The organism is Flavobacterium koreense (genome assembly GCF_054776075.1).
Window position 1 is genome coordinate 240,046 of record NZ_BAAHCF010000012.1, and the last position, 22,738, is coordinate 262,783.

At 31.6% G+C, this 22,738-nt stretch carries 14 protein-coding genes and 1 tRNA gene; 7 read left to right on the forward strand and 8 right to left on the reverse strand.

The features are described 5' to 3' along the window. Window positions 1–2: 2 nt before the first annotated feature. Window positions 3–1,286 carry a hypothetical protein gene (locus ACYU7A_RS07245; protein ID WP_460575351.1) on the reverse strand — a complete coding sequence of 428 codons (1,284 nt, stop codon included), beginning with the start codon at window positions 1,284–1,286 and terminating at the stop codon, window positions 3–5. Continuing rightward, window positions 1,279–2,010, reverse strand: coding sequence for a type III pantothenate kinase (locus tag ACYU7A_RS07250; protein WP_460575353.1), 732 nt, complete (start codon window positions 2,008–2,010; stop codon window positions 1,279–1,281). Before ACYU7A_RS07250 ends, ACYU7A_RS07245 begins: the two co-directional genes overlap by 8 nt. 122 nt (window positions 2,011–2,132) lie before the next feature. Between ACYU7A_RS07250 and ACYU7A_RS07255 the strand changes: the two genes are divergently transcribed. Continuing rightward, window positions 2,133–2,205: transfer RNA gene (locus ACYU7A_RS07255), tRNA-Phe, on the forward strand. Between the two features lie 90 nt (window positions 2,206–2,295). Here the strand turns inward: ACYU7A_RS07255 and ACYU7A_RS07260 are convergent. The 6 genes from ACYU7A_RS07260 to ACYU7A_RS07285 all read right to left on the reverse strand — a co-directional run bounded on the left by ACYU7A_RS07260 (window position 2,296) and on the right by ACYU7A_RS07285 (window position 13,876). Continuing rightward, window positions 2,296–5,031: a hypothetical protein gene (locus tag ACYU7A_RS07260; RefSeq protein ID WP_460575355.1), complete on the reverse strand. Its 2,736-nt coding sequence runs from the start codon at window positions 5,029–5,031 to the stop codon at window positions 2,296–2,298. 102 nt (window positions 5,032–5,133) lie between these two features. Further along, a complete protein-coding gene (locus ACYU7A_RS07265; RefSeq protein WP_460575357.1) occupies window positions 5,134–8,031 on the reverse strand; it encodes an alpha-amylase family glycosyl hydrolase in 2,898 nt (965 codons plus the stop codon). A 71-nt stretch (window positions 8,032–8,102) separates the two neighbouring features. Then, window positions 8,103–9,263 (reverse strand): SusE domain-containing protein, encoded by a 1,161-nt coding sequence (locus ACYU7A_RS07270; protein WP_460575359.1) that lies wholly within the window; start codon window positions 9,261–9,263, stop codon window positions 8,103–8,105. Between the two features lie 60 nt (window positions 9,264–9,323). Continuing rightward, entirely contained in the window at window positions 9,324–10,367 is a 1,044-nt protein-coding gene (locus ACYU7A_RS07275; RefSeq protein ID WP_460575361.1) for a RagB/SusD family nutrient uptake outer membrane protein, read from the reverse strand. Window positions 10,368–10,385: 18 nt separating this feature from the next. After that, complete coding sequence (locus tag ACYU7A_RS07280; RefSeq protein WP_460575363.1) at window positions 10,386–10,910, reverse strand: hypothetical protein; 525 nt, start codon at window positions 10,908–10,910, stop codon at window positions 10,386–10,388. An 11-nt stretch (window positions 10,911–10,921) separates the two neighbouring features. Further along, the gene (locus ACYU7A_RS07285) at window positions 10,922–13,876 is read right to left on the reverse strand and encodes a SusC/RagA family TonB-linked outer membrane protein (RefSeq protein WP_460575365.1); all 2,955 of its coding nucleotides are present in this window, start codon (window positions 13,874–13,876) and stop codon (window positions 10,922–10,924) included. Between the two features lie 226 nt (window positions 13,877–14,102). Between ACYU7A_RS07285 and ACYU7A_RS07290 the strand changes: the two genes are divergently transcribed. The 6 genes from ACYU7A_RS07290 to ACYU7A_RS07315 all read left to right on the forward strand — a co-directional run bounded on the left by ACYU7A_RS07290 (window position 14,103) and on the right by ACYU7A_RS07315 (window position 22,729). Further along, entirely contained in the window at window positions 14,103–15,125 is a 1,023-nt protein-coding gene (locus ACYU7A_RS07290; RefSeq protein ID WP_460575367.1) for a LacI family DNA-binding transcriptional regulator, read from the forward strand. Between the two features lie 190 nt (window positions 15,126–15,315). Beyond that, window positions 15,316–16,845, forward strand: a complete 1,530-nt coding sequence (locus tag ACYU7A_RS07295; protein WP_460575369.1) for an MFS transporter — start codon at window positions 15,316–15,318, stop codon at window positions 16,843–16,845. Next, a complete protein-coding gene (pgmB, locus tag ACYU7A_RS07300) occupies window positions 16,838–17,494 on the forward strand; it encodes a beta-phosphoglucomutase (protein WP_460575371.1) in 657 nt (218 codons plus the stop codon). Before ACYU7A_RS07295 ends, pgmB begins: the two co-directional genes overlap by 8 nt. Before the next feature lie 96 nt (window positions 17,495–17,590). Next, on the forward strand, window positions 17,591–19,894 hold the full coding sequence (locus ACYU7A_RS07305; protein ID WP_460575373.1) for a glycoside hydrolase family 65 protein: 2,304 nt from the start codon (window positions 17,591–17,593) through the stop codon (window positions 19,892–19,894). Window positions 19,895–19,959: 65 nt separating this feature from the next. After that, the gene (locus ACYU7A_RS07310; protein WP_460575375.1) at window positions 19,960–21,789 is read left to right on the forward strand and encodes a glycoside hydrolase family 13 protein; all 1,830 of its coding nucleotides are present in this window, start codon (window positions 19,960–19,962) and stop codon (window positions 21,787–21,789) included. Window position 21,790: 1 nt separating this feature from the next. After that, window positions 21,791–22,729 carry an alpha/beta hydrolase gene (locus ACYU7A_RS07315; protein ID WP_460575377.1) on the forward strand — a complete coding sequence of 313 codons (939 nt, stop codon included), beginning with the start codon at window positions 21,791–21,793 and terminating at the stop codon, window positions 22,727–22,729. The last annotated feature ends 9 nt before the right edge of the window (window positions 22,730–22,738 follow it).

Consider the following 22,738-nt stretch of genomic DNA (forward strand, 5'->3'; position numbering starts at 1 on the left):
AATTAATCGTATTTTCTTTTTTGGAACCATCTATCGTTAAGAGATAATCCAATGCTAAAGTTCATATAGTGCTCTCTAACTAATCCTCCTTTTTGAGTTCCTCTATTTCCTAGTTCGAAGCCAACATTTACATTTGAGAAAGCTCCTCTTAGAGGCAAACCTAATCCAAATGTTACTGCTGCATCTTCTATAGGTTGGTTATTGATAACTAAACCAGTATTTTCAAATCTAAAACCACCACGATAAACTATTCTTTCAAAATAGTTTGTAAATGACTTATAATTTGGGATATAATAACCTCCTACTGTAAATCTTGTAGCATTCTCATACGATACATTGTCTATATCATTAAATCTATTTCCGAAATTACTTGTTCCTTGAAAAGTAAGTTCTGTACCAACAATCCATTTTTTTGTATCACCAATACCTACTCCAAAAGAAAACTTAGAAGGCATTTTCAATTTGGTGTCAGCTACTGTTATTTCTTCCTCATCACCTACAATTGCTTCGGCAACACCATTAACAGATTGAACAATTGCTATAAATCTTTCGTTATTCAAAGTAATTGTTGCTTCTGGCGTATATGTTAAACTAGAAAAAAGAGTAATATTTTTATATAATTTAGTATTGTAAGATAGACCTGCATTGAAATTTACTCCACTAGCAGAGGATGAATTAGTTTCTCTAGTGCTATATTGCACTTGTTCATATTCATTTGATGAATTTAAAGTAAACTGTGTCGATAAGCTTCTAGTGTCAATTTTACCAAAGTTGTATTGAACATCTGCACCAATACTGAAGTTTTTAGCTAATTGATATCCAAAACCAAAGAAAACTTTATTTAAGCCTCCAGTTCCTTTATAATAATTATCCGTTCTTCCATCTGGAGCATAAACTGAATTTTTGATGTTGTATCCAACAGAAGAATAAGGAATAAGACCAAATCCAAGACCTAATTTTTTCAAAGGAATACCAATCGCAAGATAATCAAGTGTGGTACGTTGTGCTTTTTCGTCTTTTTGATTTGTTTTCAATTGATTTACTGAAAAAGTACCTCCAACTGAGAAAGAAGTTAATTTCAAACTAGAATACATCGCTGGATTCTGAAGATTGATATGAATACTATCTGGGAGGATTGACAAACCAGCCATAGAACGTGTGTCTATAGTACCTCTAAATCTAACATCACCAATTCCGTAGAATGAATAGGGAGAAGATGTTCCTTCTTGAGCAAATGAAACTAGCGAAAAAAGTAAACAAACGCTTACTATAATTTTTTTAATCATTGTTATTATATTGAAAAGTTTGGTTCAAACTTTCTAAAAGAAAATTTGGATTGGCAAATATGGTATTTTTTAATCGTTCAGCCAAAAAAACTGCGTCTCCACCAGTTAAAATTATGATAAAGTTATCATTTTTATCTAAAACAGAGTTAATAAAACCTTCAATTTCAAAAGAAACACCATTAATAACACCAGAATGAATGGATTGTAGTGTTGAATTTCCAATAATTTGTGAAGGAGATTCTTTCTTTAATAACGGCAATTTAGCAGTGTAATTGTGTAATGATTCGTATCTCAGTCTTATTCCAGGCGATATAGCTCCGCCTAAATAATTATCATTTGAATCAATAAAGTCATAGGTGATACAAGTTCCAGCATCAATAACCAATCTGTTTTTTTTCGGAAATTGGAGAACCGCGCCTGATGCAAGAATCATTCTGTCAATACCTAAGGTTGATGGAGAAGCATAAAGATTATTAAAAGGAAACTTACTTTCTCTAGTAATGAAATAAACATTTAGTCCTGAATCTAATGTCAAAAAATCACTTTTTTCTAGTTTTCCAACCGATGCTACTACTAAAATACTGATTTCTGAAAAATTTTTTATGACTTTTTTCAATGAGATTTGCCAGTCTTCATAGGCTATTATTTCTTTTTTCAAAAGCGTATTCTGTTCAAAAACAGCCGCTTTGATTTGTGTATTTCCCACATCGATGACTAAAAGCATAATTCTAAGTTTAGAGTTGCAAAGTTACAAATAGATTTTTTTTAAAAATTGTTTTGGATAAATTAAAAATCGTTCTATATTTGCACCCGCAATCAAGTAGCAGTAATGCTCCAAATTGTAAAGGTACCTTAGCTCAGATGGTAGAGCAATGGACTGAAAATCCATGTGTCCCTGGTTCGATCCCTGGAGGTACCACAAAACCCGAATAGCAATATTCGGGTTTTTTGTTTTAATAAATCTGACAAATAAAAAAAGCATCAAATAATTACTTGATGCTTTTTTTATTTAAGGTTTTACAATTTCAGGATTTGTATCATCATATTCTGTTTCTTCAATATCCTCTCCTTTTCTACCGAGTTTCACTTTTGGATTTTCTTGAGTACCAGTCACTGTTAATGGAATCCCGATGATTCCTAATGGTGGTAATCCAAGGCGCATTTTAATATTCAATTTTCCGTCAAAACTTGTTGTTCCTTCAATCCTTGGTCGGAATCCTGCTACTTTAAATTTGAATCTCTCGATTGTTATTATATTGTTTTTTACAGTAGTTTTAATATCAACTTTGGACAAATCAGGGTTTTTTATGGCATCTTTACCTGTTTTCTTACTTACAGCTCCAAACATTTTAAACCCTTTCATCTTTACATTTTTTACAGAAAGAGTTCCGCCTCCTTTTAATGAAGGATAAATGGGTTGCATTGCATTATTCAATTTTCCACCAACTTTGTATTCTAATGAAACAATTCCCTCTGCACTTTCTGCAGCTGAAGCCATTTCCCTGAACATTTTAACTTCGTTGTAAGCACGTTTTACATCAAAATCTTTAGCCAGTACTTCAAACTCAAAAAAAGCTTTTTCTGGCGATTCACTTCCGTAAATAACATCCATGTTTACATTAGAGCCAATAATATCAAAACCAGATTTTTTTAATTGGAGTTTTCCGTTGTTGATTGTTACATTTCCTTTAAGATTTTGCATTTTCAATTCATCAAAATCAACTTTTTGAGCTAAACAATTGAATTGCAAATCAAGATTTGGTGGAATGATTACAACTCCAGTCGCAGCTATTGTTGGATTGTTCTCAGCTTGATTTTTTGCTGAATTAGACATGAATTCGTCTATATTAATATAGTTAGCGTTAATGTTGAAACTTCCTTTTAAAACACCTTTTTCTGAAAGAACAAAATCAATAACGTTTTGCATATACCCATCCATTTTAAAATCGGATTGACCATAAACAGCAGAGAAGTTATTGAAATTCATTTTGTCTTGATTGAAAACAAACTCGCCTTCTTTTATAAGAAATGGTTTTGGTAAATATTCAGAATTTGTTTTTATGTTTCTCAACAGCAATGTTCCGCTATTATTCAACTTATTGTAATTTCCAGTAACTGCATCGGCTTGAGTTCCTTTGAAAGCAACATCTGCTTTTATGTAACCTTGTAAGTCAAGGCCTTTTTGTGAAAATACTTTATAAATTTTGGCTAAATCCAATTCGCCTTTTGCGACTATATCATATTTGACATTTTCTAGATTTTCTAGATTTGCATTCACATATACTGGTTTTCCTTCAAAATTGAAAGAAGCTGGCTTTATGGCAACTTTTAAATCTTTTAACGAACCTGTATTGTCTGAAACATCAGCTAAAACATTGATATTTGTTATTGGATTAGGGTAATAATCTGTTTTGATATAACCATTTTTGAATAAAACTTTTCCTTTGGTTATTGGAACAATTTTATTTTTTGAATCATAAACACCTTTAGAATTGACATCCAAATTTAATTGCCCTTTCAAATCCATATTTTGGATTCCAATAGCTTTATCTAATTTGGCTAAATCTATTGCTGTTTTTATTCTAGCATCTATTTTAGGACGTGATAAACCTTCTGATTTTATAATCGCTTTTACATAATCTTTTCCAACATTAAAAAATATAGAATCGATGTTGACTTTCAATTTTTCTGTATCTAATGAAGGCAGTTTTGTGTCAAAATTCAAAAATATATTTGAAGCTGGAAGAGGTGTTTCTTTATGATTAATCTCACCTTCTCTAATTTTCATATTGAAAGCTAAATCTGGTTTTTCATTTGTAGAAGCTATATACTTACCTTTTAGAGTCAATAGTAAATCTGTACTTCCTTTAACTTTTGTTTTTTCTAACCAAGTAACATAAGCTGGAGGCAATGCTGTAAAAAAATCGTTCAATTTACTATCTTGTGATTCGACTTTGAAATCTAAATCGTAACCATTTTTCAAAAAATCTAATTTTCCAACAAACTCAATTGGAAGTTTATTTACTTTCAAATTGTTTTCTTCAAAAATAAATGAAAGCGAATTTGTATTGATTTTTGTAATTAAATCTGCATTGACTTTTTTATTTTTTAAATATTGCTCATCTCCAAAGATGAAATTAAAATCATCAATTTTAGCTTCGGTCTTTAAATCAAATATGGCTTTGTCTAAATCGCCTTTTCCGAGATAATTAAATCCTTTAGCATCGATTAATATTTTTGTTGATTTATCATCGTAAACAAGATGACTATTTTTTATAGAAATTTTATCCAATCGAATGGCTGTAGATGCTGTGTCTTTGGAAACTTTTTTATTTTCAGAAACATATACATTGTAGTTTGCTTCTCCTTTTTCATTAACTTTTACGCTCATAAAAGCATCCGAAAGATATATTTCATCAATAGTTACTTTTCCGTCAAAGATTAAATCTTTAAGATTGATTCCGAAAGCAATTTCATTTGCAGAAACTAAAGTGTCTTTTTTGAATGGTTCGGAACCTTTTAAACTGAACTCTTCAAGAGACAAAGTTAGTGATGGAAAATGATTGAAAAATGAAAGATTAGCTTCTTTAAAATTTAGTTCACCTTTTAGATTTTCATTTGCAAAACTTTTAATTTCTTTTTCAATTTTACCTGGAAAGATTATTGGAAACAGAAACATTCCTAACAATAAAACTGCAATTGTGATTCCAAAGATTTTTAAAGATTTTACTACTATTTTCTTCATTTAACTATTGAATATAATTCTGCAAAGTTATAGTATAAAAAAGACCCTTCAAAATTATGAAGGGTCTTTTAGAAAATTCTATTTTAAACTAACTCAACAAAATTATTCTTTTATTAATCTCAAAGTTTTTTCACGATTATTTGCATCAGAAATTTTAACGATGTAAACACCTTTAGTTAAATCTTCGATTGAAAAACTATCGTTTATTGAAGCGCTTGAGAATGATTTCACTAATTGTCCTGTGATAGAATAGATTTGAACTTTCTCTACCAAAGTATTAATTGTGAAATAAGTTGAAGCTGGATTTGGAGACAATGCAACAAAATCTAAAGCATCGAATGTATCATTATTAAGAAGTGCTTTATTACCAAAAACTCTATATCCGCCTGGCTCAATACTGATATTCATATTAACGTTTGATACATTAAATGTAGTATTATCCATTAGATTTGCCCAAGTTCCAGTGAATGGAAATCCTCCAACAACATTGTAAGTATTGTCAGTAAAATTGGTTAAAACAAAAACATAGCTTAATGCTGCTGTTTGTGTGGTACTTGTCCAAACGTCCAATCTAGGATGTCCTGTATTACCGATGTTCCAAGCATATGCTCCATTTTCAAAAACATTTTCAGTTTTTTTCAAGTCAATCATTTTTGCCCAACTATTGTAAATAGCACTTCTATTTGTATCTGTCAACCAGTTTCCTGTCCATTGTGGTTGTGGTTTAGTATCTAATTTACAATCTGGACTAGAATAAGAAACTACACCATTATTACATGTCCACAAAGAGCTACTCCATCCTAGTTCACCAAAATGCCAAATCATTTTTGGTCCAGGAACCAATAAATGAACTGCTCCCATTGCTTGAAGTCTTTGATGCACCTTAGCAAGATTTCCTTGTGTTTGACCTGCTTCATTTAATGCTTTGTATGCAACTCTTTCTTCATCATGACTTTCTGCATAACCAATAAATCGGTCAGTAGCGTCTGCAATGCCTGAAATATCTGCAAAGTTACCTTTTAATAAATCAGCATATGGGTCTGTCATTTTTCTCCATTGCATTATCCCTTTTGTATCTCCAGAGCGAAGATAATTTGCCCATTCTACTTCTTCTGTATATGAACCTCCATTACCTAGGTGCTCAAATATTACAAGAAAATTTGGGTCGATTTCCCATTGTTTGTCAGCGTACCATTTTAGTTTAGCAACTCTATCTGAACGATATCCATTGGTACATGCATCTTGACCACCTGAAACGTTTGGAGGGCATTGTTGAGTAAATCCTTTTGTTAAATCCCATCTAAAACCATCAATTTTATATTCTTGCATCCAATGTTTTATTGTAGCAACTGAATAAGCATTTGTTAAATTATCTGGTTCTCTAAAATGATTTAAATCACTTCCAACGCTGTATGAATGCATTGCATCTTGATTGACATAAGGGTTCTCTGCAGATGTTTTGTAACCTGTTCCATTAGCCCATCCATCATTATCAGTGTCAAGCATCCACATTCTTTCTAATGGTGAACGACCAAAAACATGATTTAAAGCAACGTCTAAAATAACAGCTATTCCATTTTGGTGACATAAGTCTATGAACTCTTTCAATTTAGATGGAGGTCCATAACGTTTATCTAAAGCCATGTGAAATACAGTGTTGTAACCCCAACTTTCGTTGCCTTCAAACTCCATAACTGGCATTAATTGAATCGCATTAACTTTTAAATTCTTAAAATAATCTATTTTATTTATTAGATCTTGATAGCTTCTATTTGAATCAAAATCTCTAACTAAAGCTTCGTAGATAACTAAATCTTTTTTCTTTGGTTTTACAAAATTAGTAGTTGCTGCACTCCAATTATAATTATAATAAGCCGTTGGTCCAGTTTGCAGCACAGTTACTTCTCTTTCTTGTCCTGGAGCTATTGTATTGTATACAGGAAGACCAGGATATACACCTAATGAAATAATTTGAGGATCATCGAAAGGAGAAAGCACTAAAGTTGAAAATGGATCTGCCGTTTTAACAATTGCTGGAGAATTTGCAGGTCTGCTTGTATTATCACAAACCCAATATTGATAAGCATACATTTGACCAGAAGTTAAACCTGTTAACTCTAACCAAAATTTACCTGTAGTAGGGTCTTTTTTCATAGCGTATGCAGCTGTTGGCGACCAATTATTGAAACTTCCTGCTACATAAATAAAATCTTTAAATGGTGCATTTAAAACCAAAGTTGCCTTAGTGTCATCTGAAGGATCATAGTTGATTCCGTCTACAAAGCCTGCATCTAAAGGAGAGCTAATAATTCCCGGATTGACAATTACTGTAAATCTTTTAGTAACTGTTGTTGTTCCTAATGTCGCTGAAACAACATATACTTTAGTTGTAGTCACATTTGTGTCACCACAAGTAAAAAATGATGTTGGTGCAGTTGAACATGAAATTGGAACACCATTAGCCGTAACAGAATAAGTAGCATTACCACCAGTGTTTGAAGCAACAATACTTACATTAGCTCCTGAATTGATAATTGTATTACTATTTTCTATAGGAGATATTAAAGACATTTGAAAAGCGCCGACTTCTGAAGTGATATCTTGAGATTTTTTATCCCCACTTCCGTCTTTAGCTTTAATTAAAAAACCTATTTTACCTATACCGGTTCTATTGTAGAAAGTATTTGGCACAAATGTTATAGTATAAGTATCAGTACCCGAATTATAAGTAAGTCTATTAGTTTCACTAGAACTTGTCCATGCGCCATTTGTTGGGCAATCTTGAATGTTAGCATCACTAGCATCAAAGCTCCATGCCCAAAGGTATAGTGCGTTATTGGTTACACCCCATGTTGACTCATTAATACTACTTCCATTAAAAGTAATAGTAATTGATTGATTTTCTTCAAAAACTGTAGGTGCAATAGTATAAGTTACTGTTTGTTGTTGTGCAAAAACAATAACTGGAAATAGTAAGCATAATAGTAAAAATCTTTTCATAGCGTAGATTTGAATTAAAAAACACATTCTCGACTACTTTCATAAATCGAGAATGTGCTATAATTTATTATTTATTGTGGCATTAACCTCAAGTTATAGTTAGCAGAATTTCTGATATCTAAAACAACTTTATAATTACCTGCTGCAGGAACTTTCATGTTTCCTCCATTCAATTTTATTTTGTATTGACCACCTGTAGTAGTATTTTCAGTATTACCTGATAATGTTCCCATCTTTACAGACCAATCATCTTTTAAACGAATTAAAAACTCATCATTAGTTAAAGCTAAATCTATAGTATACATTTGATAATATGGAGATGAAGGATTTTCATCAAAAGTTAAGTAAGTTGGTGTACCCCAACCATTTGGTGTAGCTTGACCAATAATTGCAACTTGTCTTTTAGCTATTGAGTAAGTATTAGCATTCCAATTTACTGTTAAGAAATAAGTTCCAGCACCATCAGTTGGCTTAATGTCTTTTCCTCCAGATTGAACTAAAGTTGTAAAAGTATTTGGATTTTCAGCAATATCTCCTTTATCTCCTGACCAAGCAGGAACAGGACAAAATTTAAATGCTGGACTAGCTACATCCATCCAAACAAAACCTTCATATTTTCCATCGTTTCCTGCAGAAAATAATTTAGCTACATTCGCATGATCTGGAGACCAATCATTTCCATAACCACTAGCACTTTGATATCCACCTGGCACATATAATCTTTCAAATTCATCAAAAGTGTCATAAGGAGTTGCAGTAATAGTTACTTCATTAGAAACTGCGCTAACACCATTATTTGAACTTGAAAGTTGTGTAGATGGTTTTCCAATAATTCTTAATTTAAAACCACCAGAAGTTCCTATTGAACCTCCTGCACTTAGTAACAAGTTATTTAAAATTCTTTGAGTAACTGCTTTTTCATTTACGTCTGCATCAGAGCTGTAAGTTCCTAACACAATTGCTTGTGAAGTATTAGAAAAACTTTCTGTACTCTTTACCGCTTGCAATGAATATGTTACTGCCGCTGAAAATCCAAATTCTGCAGGAGTCCATTTTGCTGTAAAAGCATCTGTACCTGCTGTTGAGCCAGTTAATACAAAAGTTCCACCAGTTGGTGACGTCATATTTATTGAACTAGACGAAGCAACTGGATCTAAATTTTCATCACTACAAGAAACAATTGATGTCAATGTTCCTGCCAATAAAATTAAACTTAAAAATATTTTTTTCATAATTTTCTATTTTAAATTCCTCGGAAATAGTAAATTATTTCCGAGGATATTTTGTTATAATTAATAACCAGGATTTTGTTGTAATGTTGGGTTAGAACCAATTGCTTGTGAAGGAATTGGAAAAACGTTATACTTGGCATCAATACTTGTTCCTGCTTGAACTCCACCTTTCCATTGCCAGTTATAAGCTGATCCAGTAAATTTACCAAAACGAATTAAATCTTGTCTTCTATGACCTTCCCAATACAATTCACGTGCTCTTTCATCAAGTACAAAATCTAAAGTAATATCTCCAGCAACAATTGAAGCAGAAGCACCAGCTCTCGTTCTTAAAGTATTAACATAAGTAGCAGCTTGTGAAGTACTTCCTTGACCTCTTGCAGCTAATTCAGCATACATTAAGTAAGCATCACCTAATCTAAATAAAGGAAAATCAATATCTACAAAAGTTCCTGATGCATCAGATCCTTGACCTCCAGTTGATTTAATATTTTTGTATTTTTGTATAGCATAACCATCTGTAAATGTACCAACATTACCTATTAATAGAGATTGTCCTGATGTATAGAACATTCCTCTTGGATCACCAGCAAATTTATTATAAAGTTCAGGTCTAGTTCTTAAACCAGCCCAACCACCATTAATCCCTGAACTTGATGGATTCATAGAACCACCTACAGAAGCATGTGTAATAAAAGTTGTTCCTCCCCAAGTTTGTGTAACAAGGCCATCAAAACGAATTGGAAAAATTATTTCCGTTTGAGAACCATTTGTATCATTGTCAGCCATAAATACTTTTCCATAACTAGAACTAGTATTAATTGAGTAAGTAGAACTTAATACAGATGCAAGAGCTGTAGAAGCTTGAGCAAATTTATCTTGATTGATATATACTTTAGCATTTAAATACAATTTTGCTAACAACATTTTACCAGCAACTTTATCTATTCTACCATACTCATTAGTACCTGAAGCTAATAAATCTCCATCAATAGAATTTAATTCACTCTCTATATAACTAAACATGAAGCTTCTATCTTTCTGTTGTGGAAGAAAATATCCTACAGCATCGTTTTCAGTTGTAAATGGAATATTTCCAAACATATCCATTAAATTCCAATATTAAAATGCTCTTAAGAAACGAGCTTCAGCTCTAAAATTAACAATTTGAGCACGAGTTGCTGCTGTAACATTTCTGCTGTTTAATTTCTCATCAGTTGTTTGACGCAAGAATTCATTACACAAAGATACTTGATACATACCACGTGAAAACATAGCATAAACAAACTCATTACTAGAACCCCAAGTATGAGTATTTAAAGAAGGTAAATTACCATCTGCCCAACCAATAATTGCCTCATCAGTTGTAAGCTCATTTAATTGCCAATAAGCTCTTAAATACTGCCCAAAACCACCATCAATACCAGCAATATCTGGAGCTCCATTAGGCCCTCCTTGACCAGATGTTGCCAATCCCATATACAATTTGGCTAAAAATTGCTTATAAGCAGCTTCATCCTTGAAGAATACTTCCGAAGTAAAGTAATCTGAATCTTGTTCTGTTTCTTCAATTTGTTTAGAACAAGACACCATAAACATAGAAGCTACTGCCACTATGAATAAAAGACTAAAAAATTTATTTTTCATAACGTTTTTTATTAAAAGTTAACATTACATCCTATAACATACATTCTTGCTCTCGGATAGATTGTATTATCAATACCACCAAAAATCTCAGGATCAATTCCTTTATATTTAGTAATAGTGAGTGCATTTTGAACTCCAAAAGACAATTTGGCAGATGTAGATTTACCAAATGGCTCATTAAAGCTATATCCAACAGAAACATTATCCAATTTAACGAAAGACGCATCTTGAATATAATAATCAGAAAAATATCTATTATTTCCTTCATAAACAAATCCAGTATCAAAGAAACTTGGATTAATGTTATTTAATGGAGTAAGTTGGCTTGTAGATTTTTGTAAATAACCAAGAGATGAATCTGTATTATTATAGTTATAGTTTCCTAAACTAGCTCTCCATGCCATTGAGAAATCCCATTTTTTATAAGTCATATTTGACATTAAACCAAAAGTAAAATCAGCGTAAGGTTTTTTATAATGATACATATCTTTAGAATTTACTAAACCATCATTATTTCTATCAACAAATACTCCTTCTAGTGGCTTACCATCAGTACCATAAACTTGTTCATACACATAGAATGAACTTGGAGCATGACCTGTTGATTGTATCTGAATTTTATTTCCAACACCTCCCGCAAAATCACCCCAAGCAATACCAGCTGCATCAGTTCCATCTAAAGCTGTAGCAGTAATTTCTCTTTTTTGATAGTTTGTATTGAAATTTAAATTCCAATTGAAGTTATCACTTTTAACAATATCTGAATTCAAATTAAACTCAACACCTCTAATTCTTAAGTTACCAAAATTTCTTGGTCCATTATTTGACAAGTTCGCACCATCTGGATAAGGAACATCTTTTGCTAACAATTCTTCAGTTTCCTTTTGATATAAATCTAAACTACCTTTAACTTTTTTAAACAATTCAAAATCAACACCGAAGTTTGTTGAAGTAACTGTTTCCCATTTAAGTAATGCTGAATAGAATAATGCACTAACTGGTTGATAAGTAGTATTTCCAAAATTATAAAAAGATCCGATATTTGAAGATAAATAACTAGGCAAATAAGGGAAATAATCATATCCTAAATCTTGCTGTCCTGTTTGTCCCCAACCAGCTCTTAACTTAAGGCTAGTTAAAGAATTACTATTTTTCAAGAAACCTTCATTAGAAACTACCCAAGCAAAAGCTGCACCTGGAAAAATCTCAGTATTATTTGAAAGATCAAATCTGTTTGAAGAATCTCTTCTTAAATTAAGAGTTAATAAATATTTGCTATCAAATCCTAAATTTGCTCTACCAAAATAAGATTCCATATTAATAACAGGATTTAAAAAGTAATCAAAAGAATTGATTACATTAGTTGGATCATTTAAATTTCCAGAGTTAAAATTTTCCTTTCTAGTACTTTGAAAACTATGTCCCGCAGTAACATCTACATTAATTTTACCAAACTTTTTAGCATAATTCAAATAAACTTCTAATGATTTTTGAGAATTAACCCACCATCCATTAGAAGAATTACCTAAATTAACAGTCCCATTATAAAGACCACCAATACTTTGGTTGCTTAAATAATAAGATTTTTCTCCAGTAGTTCTATCAATAGAAGCAATTCCAGAAAGTTTTAACTCAGGCAAGAAATGAAATTTATAATCTGCTTGAATACTTCCTAAATAACGATAAGACTTATCTATATTGTTAGTTTGATGTAATTTAGCTACTGGATTATCTGTTGCTTGAAAATTTGGATTACCAGAATTATCATACCATTCAAAATAACCGCCATTTAATGGATTACCATTCATTACATGTTGGGTAGGATCAAAAGTTACAGCATCTTTAATTGCTCCTTCATCCGCATAACGATTTTTAGTAACTGTAAAGTTACCATTAACAGCAAATTTTAAATGATCTTTCAAGAAAGAAGGATTTAATCTTAAAGCTGTTGTAGTTCTGTCGTATTTTGAAGTTTCTAAAATACCTGGTATATAGGAGTGCCCATAAGAGAAAGAAGCAGGAAGTTTCCCTAACAATGCACCTCTCATAGAAACAAAGTTATCTAATGTAACTGAGTTAGAAAAAATTTCGTCTTGCCAATTTGTTGAAGCTGTTCCCATTTTAGCAATTCTAGCTGGATCAATATTATATTGAGCTATATTGGCAGGGTTTGTCATAAATGCTCTAAAATCAGCAGCTGAAGTAGTTTCTAATTTTTTGGCAAGAGTATTAACTGTAAGTGTAGTATTAACTGAAACTCTCAAATCTCCTTTTGCTCCTTTTTTGGTAGTAATCAAAATTACACCAGCAGAAGCTCTGTTACCATAAATAGCCGTTGAAGAAGCATCTTTTAAAACAGAGATAGTTTCTATATCATTTGGGTTAATAGAATTAATACCGTTTTCAATTGGAACGCCATCAACAACCACTAAAGGATCATTTTTAGCATATAAAGATGACTCTCCACGAATTCTAATTGCCGCACCTGCACCTGGCGAACCTCCTTGAGTCACTACAACTCCAGCAGCTCTACCATTCAAAAGCCCTTCAACAGTAGAAACATAACCTTTGTTCATTTCTTTTGTTGTTAAAACTTCTACAGCACCTGTAGCATCTTTTTTCTTAACAGCACCATAACCAACTTGTACTACAACTTCTTGTAATACGTTAGCCTCTTCTGTCATAGAAACAGTAATCGATTTTTGACCATCGAATGTAACAGTTTCGTTTTTATAACCAATAAAAGAGAACACCAATTTGTCTCCTTTTTTAATTTTGGCTAACTTAAACTTACCGTCAAAATCAGTTGATGTACCCACTTGGGTACCTTGAACAATTACATTTACTCCTGGAATCGGTTGATTTGATTTTGAATCAACAACAACTCCTTCCACAGTGGTTTGAGCCAAAACACTTAATGGGAGCATTAGCAATAAAAATAACAACTTTTTATAAATTGTTTTCATACATTTTGTTTAGGTTAATAAATTTGTTTTTTGCTTATACTTTAACTTCGAATGTTAAATTTAAGATAAATTTTCAGATAAAAAAATGACACCTTAATTATATGTCACCGAAAACGTTTTCGTGTTGAAAACTTTCTGAATATTTCATATTTTTTGTTACAAAATTGATAGTATAAAAAAATAAATATACCTTTATTGAAAATTAAACATTTATCAAAATCACATAATGAGAAGAAAAGTCACTTTAAAGCAAATTGCCAAGGAATTAGATGTATCAATTTCAACAGTTTCAAAATCATTGAGAGACAGCTCAGAAATCAGTGAAGATACAAGACAAAAAGTGCAAGCTTTTGCCAAATTATACAATTACAAACCCAACAATATTGCTTTAAGTTTAAAGAATAGAAAATCTAAAACTATTTGCATAATAATCCCTGAAATTATTCATCATTTTTTTGCTACCGTAATTAGTGGTGTTGAACATGTTGCCAATGAAAATGGCTACAATGTAATCGTTTGTCTTTCTGACGAATCATTTGATAAAGAGGTAATTAACATGGAAATGTTAGCCAATGGAAGCATTGACGGATTCATCATGTCATTATCAAAAGAAACCCAACAAAAAAGAGATTTTCATCATATTACAGAAGTAATTAGTCAAGGAATGCCAGTAGTAATGTTTGATAGAATTACAAACGACATTCTTTGCGACAAAGTAATTATTGACGACAACTTAGCTGCTTTCAACGCAACTCAATTTTTAATCGATAAAGGATTTAAAAAAATTGCGTTATTAACAACCGTAGATTATGTTAGTGTTGGAAAATTAAGAACTGAAGGTTACATCAAAGCTTTAAAAACTAATGATCTTAAAGTGGATGAAAATTTAATTGTTAAAATAGAAGATACCGACAACTTTGAAGCTCAAATTGAAAACTTAGTTTTGAACAATGATTTAGATGCAATTTTCGCAGTAAACGAAATTTTTGCAGTAACTGCAATTAAAGTTGCAACTCGATTAGGAAAATCAGTTCCTAATGATATTTCTGTAATTGGTTTTACCGATGGAATTATCTCTAAATATTCTTCACCTTCCATTACTACTGTTAGTCAAAATGGTGTAAAAATGGGTGAAAAAGCAGCAAGAATGCTTCTCGAAAAACTTGAAATTGAAGAAGAAGACTACGAAGAACAATACAAGACAGAAGTGATTGAAACCGAGTTAGTTGAGAGAGAATCTACAAAATAACTTCAAAAATTTTATCAACAAAAAAACGTTTTCGTTACTCATTTATTCAAATTTCTGAAATCTGAAATCTGAAATCTGAAATTTTTAAATATCTTTACCGAATCAAAGCTTATACTTTTTACTTCGAAAACAAAAAATAAGTTTTGATAAGCATCGCGCTTATCGTATTTCTAATCAATAAATTACGATAATGGAAAAGCGTAAGTTAAGTTTCTGGCAAATTTGGAACATGAGTTTCGGATTTCTAGGGATACAAATGGGTTTTGCCCTTCAGAATTCTAATGTAAGTAGAATATTTCAAACACTTGGTGCAGAAATTGATGACATACCAATTCTTTGGGTTGCCGCTCCAATGACTGGATTAATAATTCAGCCAATTATCGGATATTTTTCAGATAGAACATGGACTAAATTGGGCCGAAGAAAACCTTATTTTCTTGCTGGTGCAATTTTGGCTTCAGCTGCTTTGTTTATAATGCCAAATTCTCCTATGTTATGGTTTGCGGCAGGTATGTTATGGATTATGGATGCGTCAATAAATGTTTCCATGGAACCTTTTCGCGCATTTGTAGGTGACAATTTACCTGATTCACAAAGAACTACAGGTTTTGCTATGCAAAGTTTCTTTATTGGAATTGGTGCTTACTTTGCTTCTAAACTTCCATTAATTTTTACTCATTTTGGAGTAAGCAATACAGCGCCATTGGGAATCATTCCTGACTCAGTTAAATATTCATTTTATTTTGGTGGAATTGCTTTTCTAATTACAGTTTTATGGACAGTTTTAACTTCTAAAGAATATTCACCTGAAGAGTTAGAAGCTTTTGAAAACCATAACAAAGAAACTTACCAAAAAGAAACGCATTCAAAAGAATGGTTTTTAGCTAATGGTAAATCACATTTAAGTAAAGGATTATTATTTTTAGTTATAAGTGCATTATTCTCTTTTGCCATTTATAATTATGACTTGAAAAAAGATTTATACGTTCTTTCTATTGGACTAATTGGTCTTGGCGGAATAGCTATGTTAATTTCTGGCTTGATGCAAAAAGCTAGTAAAACTGAAAATGGTTTTGTTACTATTATGAATGATTTTCAGTTTATGCCTAAAATAATGAAACAATTGGCTTGGGTTCAATTCTTTTCATGGTTTGCACTTTTTTCAATGTGGATTTACACGACACTTGCCGTTACACAACACATTTACAAAACAACAGATACAACTTCTGAAGCATACAACATTGGCGCAAATCAAGTTGGCGAAATGTTTGCAAATTATAATTTAATTGCAGCACTAGCAGCTTTTCTTTTACCATTATTAGCAAAATATACAAGTAGAAAATTCACCCATTTCATTGCATTAGTTTGCGGAGGATTAGGTTTAATTTCTGTTTATTTTATTTCTGAACCAACAGTTTTCACAATGGAATGGCTTCCAATGATTGGAGTTGGTATTGCTTGGGCAAGTATTTTATCTATTCCCTATGCAATGCTTTCTGGTTCATTACCTTCCAGTAAAATGGGATATTACATGGGAGTTTTTAACTTTTTTATTGTAATTCCTCAATTAGTTGCCGCATCAATTTTAGGATTTTTAGTATCCAGATTTTTTAATAGTGAACCGATTTACGCTTTATTAATTGGAGGAGCATCAATGATTCTTGCCGGAATAATTGCTTTGACAATTAATGACGAATCGAAAATTAATTTAAATGAATAACAAAAAAGCATTCATATTCGACCTTGATGGAGTAATTGTTGACACAGCAAAATATCATTTTTTGGCGTGGCAAAAATTAGCTCAAGAACTAGGAATCGAATTTACACCCGAACACAACGAAGAATTAAAAGGAGTTAGCCGTGTTCGCTCTCTTGATATTATTTTAGAGCTTGGAGAAATTCAAGCTTCTCAAGAAGACAAAAACAAATGGCTTATTCAAAAAAACGAAGATTATCTATCCTATTTGGTAGATATTGATGAAAGTGAAATTTTACCAGGTGTACTTCCTGTATTGCACTATTTAAAAGATAAAAATCAACTAATTGCATTAGGTTCTGCAAGTAAAAATGCAAGACCAATTTTAGAAAAAACAGGTATTCTAAATCTATTTGATGCAATCGTTGATGGAAATGATGTTTCCAATGCAAAACCTGATCCAGAAGTATTTCTTCAAGCTGCAAAAAAATTAGGCGCAACCAACGAGAATTCAATTGTTTTTGAAGATTCAGTTGCAGGAATTCAAGCCGCTAATATTGCAAATATGACTAGCATTGGAATTGGAGAAGCAGCAACATTACACGAAGCAAAATATATATTTAAAGATTTTACATTTATTGATGTTTCTTTTATAGAATCGTTAATAAATTAGAAAAAAGAGAATAGAACATAGAGAATAAATGTTTTGAAAGTTTAAGAATTAACTTTTAGACTTTTAGACCTCTAAACTTTTAAACTTAAAATAAAAATGAACCAAGATTATATCAAAGCAGACAATTGGTCCATCATTGAAGAAGGATTTGATGCAGAAAGAGTAAAATCGTCTGAAAGTTTATTCAGTATCGGAAACGGTGCTATGGGACAACGTGCCAATTTTGAAGAATACTATTCAGGCAAAACATTTCAAGGAAGCTATATTGCAGGGATTTATTATCCTGACAAAACAAAAGTGGGCTGGTGGAAAAATGGATACCCTGAATATTTTGCAAAAGTATTAAATGCTCCAAATTGGATTGGAATTGACATTGAAATAAACAATGAAGTTTTCGATTTGGCTAAATGCAAAACTGTTGCCAATTTTAAACGTGAGTTGAATATGAAAGAAGGTATTTATTATCGTTTTTTCTCTGCTACACTGCAAAACGGATTGGAAATTTCGGTTAAAGTAACTCGTTTTCTGTCATTAGATATTGACGAACTAGGTGTGATTAATTTTGAGATTACTCCATTAAATGGTGATGCCAAAATTATTTACAAACCCTATATTGATGCCGGAGTTCACAACGAAGATGCTAACTGGGAAGAAAAATTCTGGGAACCATTGAACGTTCAACATTCAAATAATGAAGCATTTGTAACTGCTAGGACTTTCAAAACGCATTTTACAGCAACAACTTTTATGCAAAATACCATTCTGTTGAATGGTTCAAACGTAAATGCTTCACCTATTAATATTGAAAAAAACAACGAAAAAGTTCAATTTTCGTATGAAATAAATGTAGCTAAAGAACAAACTGCTACAATTCAAAAATTAGGTGGTTATACGGTTTCATTAAACCATGAAAACACACAAGTTGCTGCTCAAAATGTTATTGCTGAAGGTTTGAAAATTGGTTATTCAAATTTGAAAGAAAATCAGATTCAAGCTTGGTCAAAAATTTGGGAAATGAGCGACATTACTATTGATGGTGATGTAAAAGCGCAACAAGGAATTCGTTTCAATATTTTCCAATTAAACCAAACCTATTTAGGAAAAGATTCTCGTTTAAATATTGGTCCAAAAGGATTTACAGGTGAAAAATATGGTGGTTCTACTTATTGGGATACAGAAGCTTATTGCATTCCTTTTTATATGGCAACCAAAGACCAACAAGTTGCAAGAAATTTATTGACTTACAGATACAATCAATTAGATAAAGCAATTGAAAATGCAGGTAAACTAGGTTTCAAAAATGGAGCTGCCTTGTATCCAATGGTTACCATGAATGGCGAAGAATGTCATAACGAATGGGAAATCACTTTTGAAGAAATTCATAGAAACGGTGCGATTGCTTTTGCGATATTTAATTATTTTAGATTTACTGGAGATTACTCTTATATTCCTGAAAAAGGATTAGAAGTTTTGATTGGAATTGCACGTTTTTGGCACCAAAGAGCAACCTACTCTACTTACAGAAATCAATATGTGATTTTAGGAGTTACAGGCCCGAATGAATACGAAAATAATGTGAATAATAATTTCTATACTAATTATTTAGCCAAATGGTGTATTGATTATGCTATTGAACAAATAAGTAAAGTAGAAAAAGAATACACATCAGATTATGCTCGAATTATGAGTAAAGTGAATTTGGATAATGCAGAAATCGCACATTGGAAAGCGGTTGCAGATAATATGTATTTTCCATATTCAAAAGAACATGATGTTTACTTACAACAAGATGGTTTCTTAGATAAAGAATTGGTAAAAGTTCATGATTTAGACAAGAGTCAACGTCCAATTAACCAAAAATGGTCTTGGGATAGAATCTTGCGTTCGCCATACATAAAACAAGCGGATACATTACAAGGTTTTTATTTCTTTGAAGATCATTTTACCAAAGAGCAATTAGAAAAACATTTCGATTTTTATGAACCATTTACTGTTCATGAAAGTTCGCTTTCGCCTTGCGTTCACTCTATTCAAGCAGCAACTCTTGATAGAATGGAACAAGCATACACTTTCTACTTAAGAACTTCTCGTTTAGATTTAGATGATTACAACAAAGAAGTAGAAGAAGGTTGTCACATCACATCAATGGCTGGAACTTGGATGAGTATTGTAGAAGGTTTTGGTGGAATGAGAGTTAAGAATGACACTTTACATTTTGAACCAAAAATTCCTTCACAATGGCAAGGTTATTCGTTCAAAATAAACTTCAGAAATCAAATTTTAAAAGTTGAAGTGCAACAAAATGAAACTAAATTTTCATTAGAAGGAAGCAAAGAGATATCTGTTTTCGTGAATGGAAAAGAAGTATTAGTTGAGCCGAATAGTTTAGTAACGGTTTAGAATAAAAAGATTAATTTAACCCTTTCAGAGTTTTGGATTCTGAAAGGGTTTTTAAATAAAAAAAAATGAAAAAATTCTTCCTTCTTTTTCTAGTAACTTCATTATCATTCGCTCAAGTTGAACGAGTAGAACCTCCTTTTTGGTGGAGTGATATGGAACATTCTGATGTTCAAATAATGTTCTACGGAAAAAATATCGCAGAAAATCAAGTTTCCGTTTCCAATGGAATTATCATTAAAGGTATTCAAAAAACCGAAAATCCTAACTACGTTTTCGTAACCATCGACACAAAAAATACAACGGCTCAAGATTTAGTTTTCACTTTCAAAAACAAAAACAAGTCGTTTACTCAAAACTATTCTTTAAAATCGAGAAAGGAAAATTCTAAATTCAGAAAGAGTTTCGATAGCTCTGATATGATTTATCTATTAATGCCTGATAGATTTGCAAATGGAAATCCAAACAATGACAGCCATCCATCGGTAATTGAAAAAGCTGATAGAACAAAAATTGATGGTCGTTATGGTGGCGATATTGATGGGATGATTAAAAATTTAGATTACATTAAAAATATAGGTGCAACAACTCTTTGGCCAACACCACTTTGTGAAGATAATGACGAAAGAGGCTCATATCACACTTATGGTCAATCAGATGTTTATAAAATTGATCCACGATTTGGCACAAATGAAGACTATGTAAAATTAAGTAATGAACTTCATAATCGCGACATGAAATTAATCATGGATTATGTAACTAATCACTGGAGTTATAACCATTGGATGATGAAAGACATGCCAACATACGATTGGTTTCATCAATTTCCAGGATTCAAGCAGACCAATTTTAAAACCACAACACATTCCGATACAAATGCCTCTGAAACTGATAAAAACTTAGCAACAAGTGGTTGGTTTGTAAAATCAATGCCCGATTTGAATCAGAAAAACCCATTAGTGCTTAACTATTTAATTCAAAATGCCATTTGGTGGATTGAATATGCAAATCTTGATGGTTTTAGAGTAGACACTTATCCTTACACTGATAAGGAATCAATTGCTCTTTGGACAAAAGCTGTAACTGACGAATATCCAAATTTCAATATTGCTGCTGAAGCATGGTTATATTCTCATGCACAAATTTCTTATTGGCAAAAAGACAGTAAAATTGCAGCTATTCAAAGCTATAATTCTTATTGCCCTACTATAATGGATTTTATGTTGCAAACCATTTTAGAAAAAGGTGTTTTGAAAGAAGAAAAGCAAAATTGGAATGAAGGTGTAACCAAATTTTATGACACCTTTTCAAATGATTTCTTATATCCAAACATCAACAATATGTTTGTTTTTGCAGAAAATCATGATACACAACGTATCAATTTCGTCTATCCAAAATTTGAAGATTACAAAATTACAATGGCTTTAATTGCTACTATTCGAGGCATTCCTCAGTTGTATTATGGTTCAGAAATTGGAATGACTGGAAGTAAAAATGTTGGTGATGGCGATATTCGTCGAGAATTTCCTGGCGGATGGTCTGACCATAAACAAAATGCGTTTACAAAAGAAGGAAGAACTGCTGAACAAGAAAAATATCATGCAGTAACTAAGAAACTTTTTAATTGGAGAAAAAACAAAGAAGTAATTCACACAGGAAAAACAACACACTACATTCCAGAAAACAATGTTTATGTTTATTTCAGATATAGTGAAAATGAAAGTGTAATGGTCATAATAAATAATAGTGTTGAAAAACAAAAAATAAACATTAATCACTTTAAAGAAAGTATCAAGAATAATACTTCAGGAAAAGATGTCCTTACTGACAAATCATTTGATTTAAAAAATGATATTGAAATTGAAGGAAAATCAGTTTTAATTTTAGAATTGAAGTAAAATGAAAAAACTACTTTTAATCTTATTAACCGCTACATTTTCATTTGCCCAAAGCAAAATTGAAAGCCACCAAATCATTAACAAAGAAAAAGTTGAAGGAATTATCAATCGAATTGATAGCTTTCCAACAAAATTCATTGTTCCGAGAACTGTTGACGTTTGGTTACCATCCAATTATTCTAAAGATAAAAAATACAGCGTTTTGTATATGCACGACGGACAAATGCTATTTGATGCCTCTTCAACTTGGAACAAACAAGAATGGATGGTTGATGAAGTAGTTTCAAAATTGAATTCTGAAAATAAAATTCAAGATATTATTGTTGTTGCCATTTGGAACATTCCAAACTTGCGTCATATGGATTTATATCCAAACAAACCTTATCAATTACTATCAAAAGAAATTCAAGAACAAATTCAAACAGAAGTAAAAAAGGCAAAATTCCCTTTTGATGACAAAAAGATAAATTCTGATAATTATCTTCAATTTATTGTTACAGAATTAAAACCTTATATAGATCAAAATTACTCTGTCTACACGGATGCTGAACATACCGGAATTATGGGTTCGAGTATGGGTGGATTGATTTCGATGTATGCGATTTGTGAATATCCAAATGTATTTGGAAAAGCGAGTTGTCTATCAACGCATTGGGTTGGATTTCGTGATTTTGAGAACAATCCTATTCCTGAAAGTTTCTTTACTTATATGCAGCAAAATTTACCCGATTCAAAAAATCATAAAATCTATTTCGATTACGGAACTGAAACACTTGACGCTAGTTATTTAAAGTATGAATATCGTGTTGATGAAGTGTTACAATCAAAAGGATATACAACAGAAAATTATAAAAGTCTTAAATTTGAAGGAGAAAACCATTCGGAAGCTTCTTGGCAAAAACGAATTAATATTCCTGTAGAATTTATGTTTGAAAAATAAACAATGAAA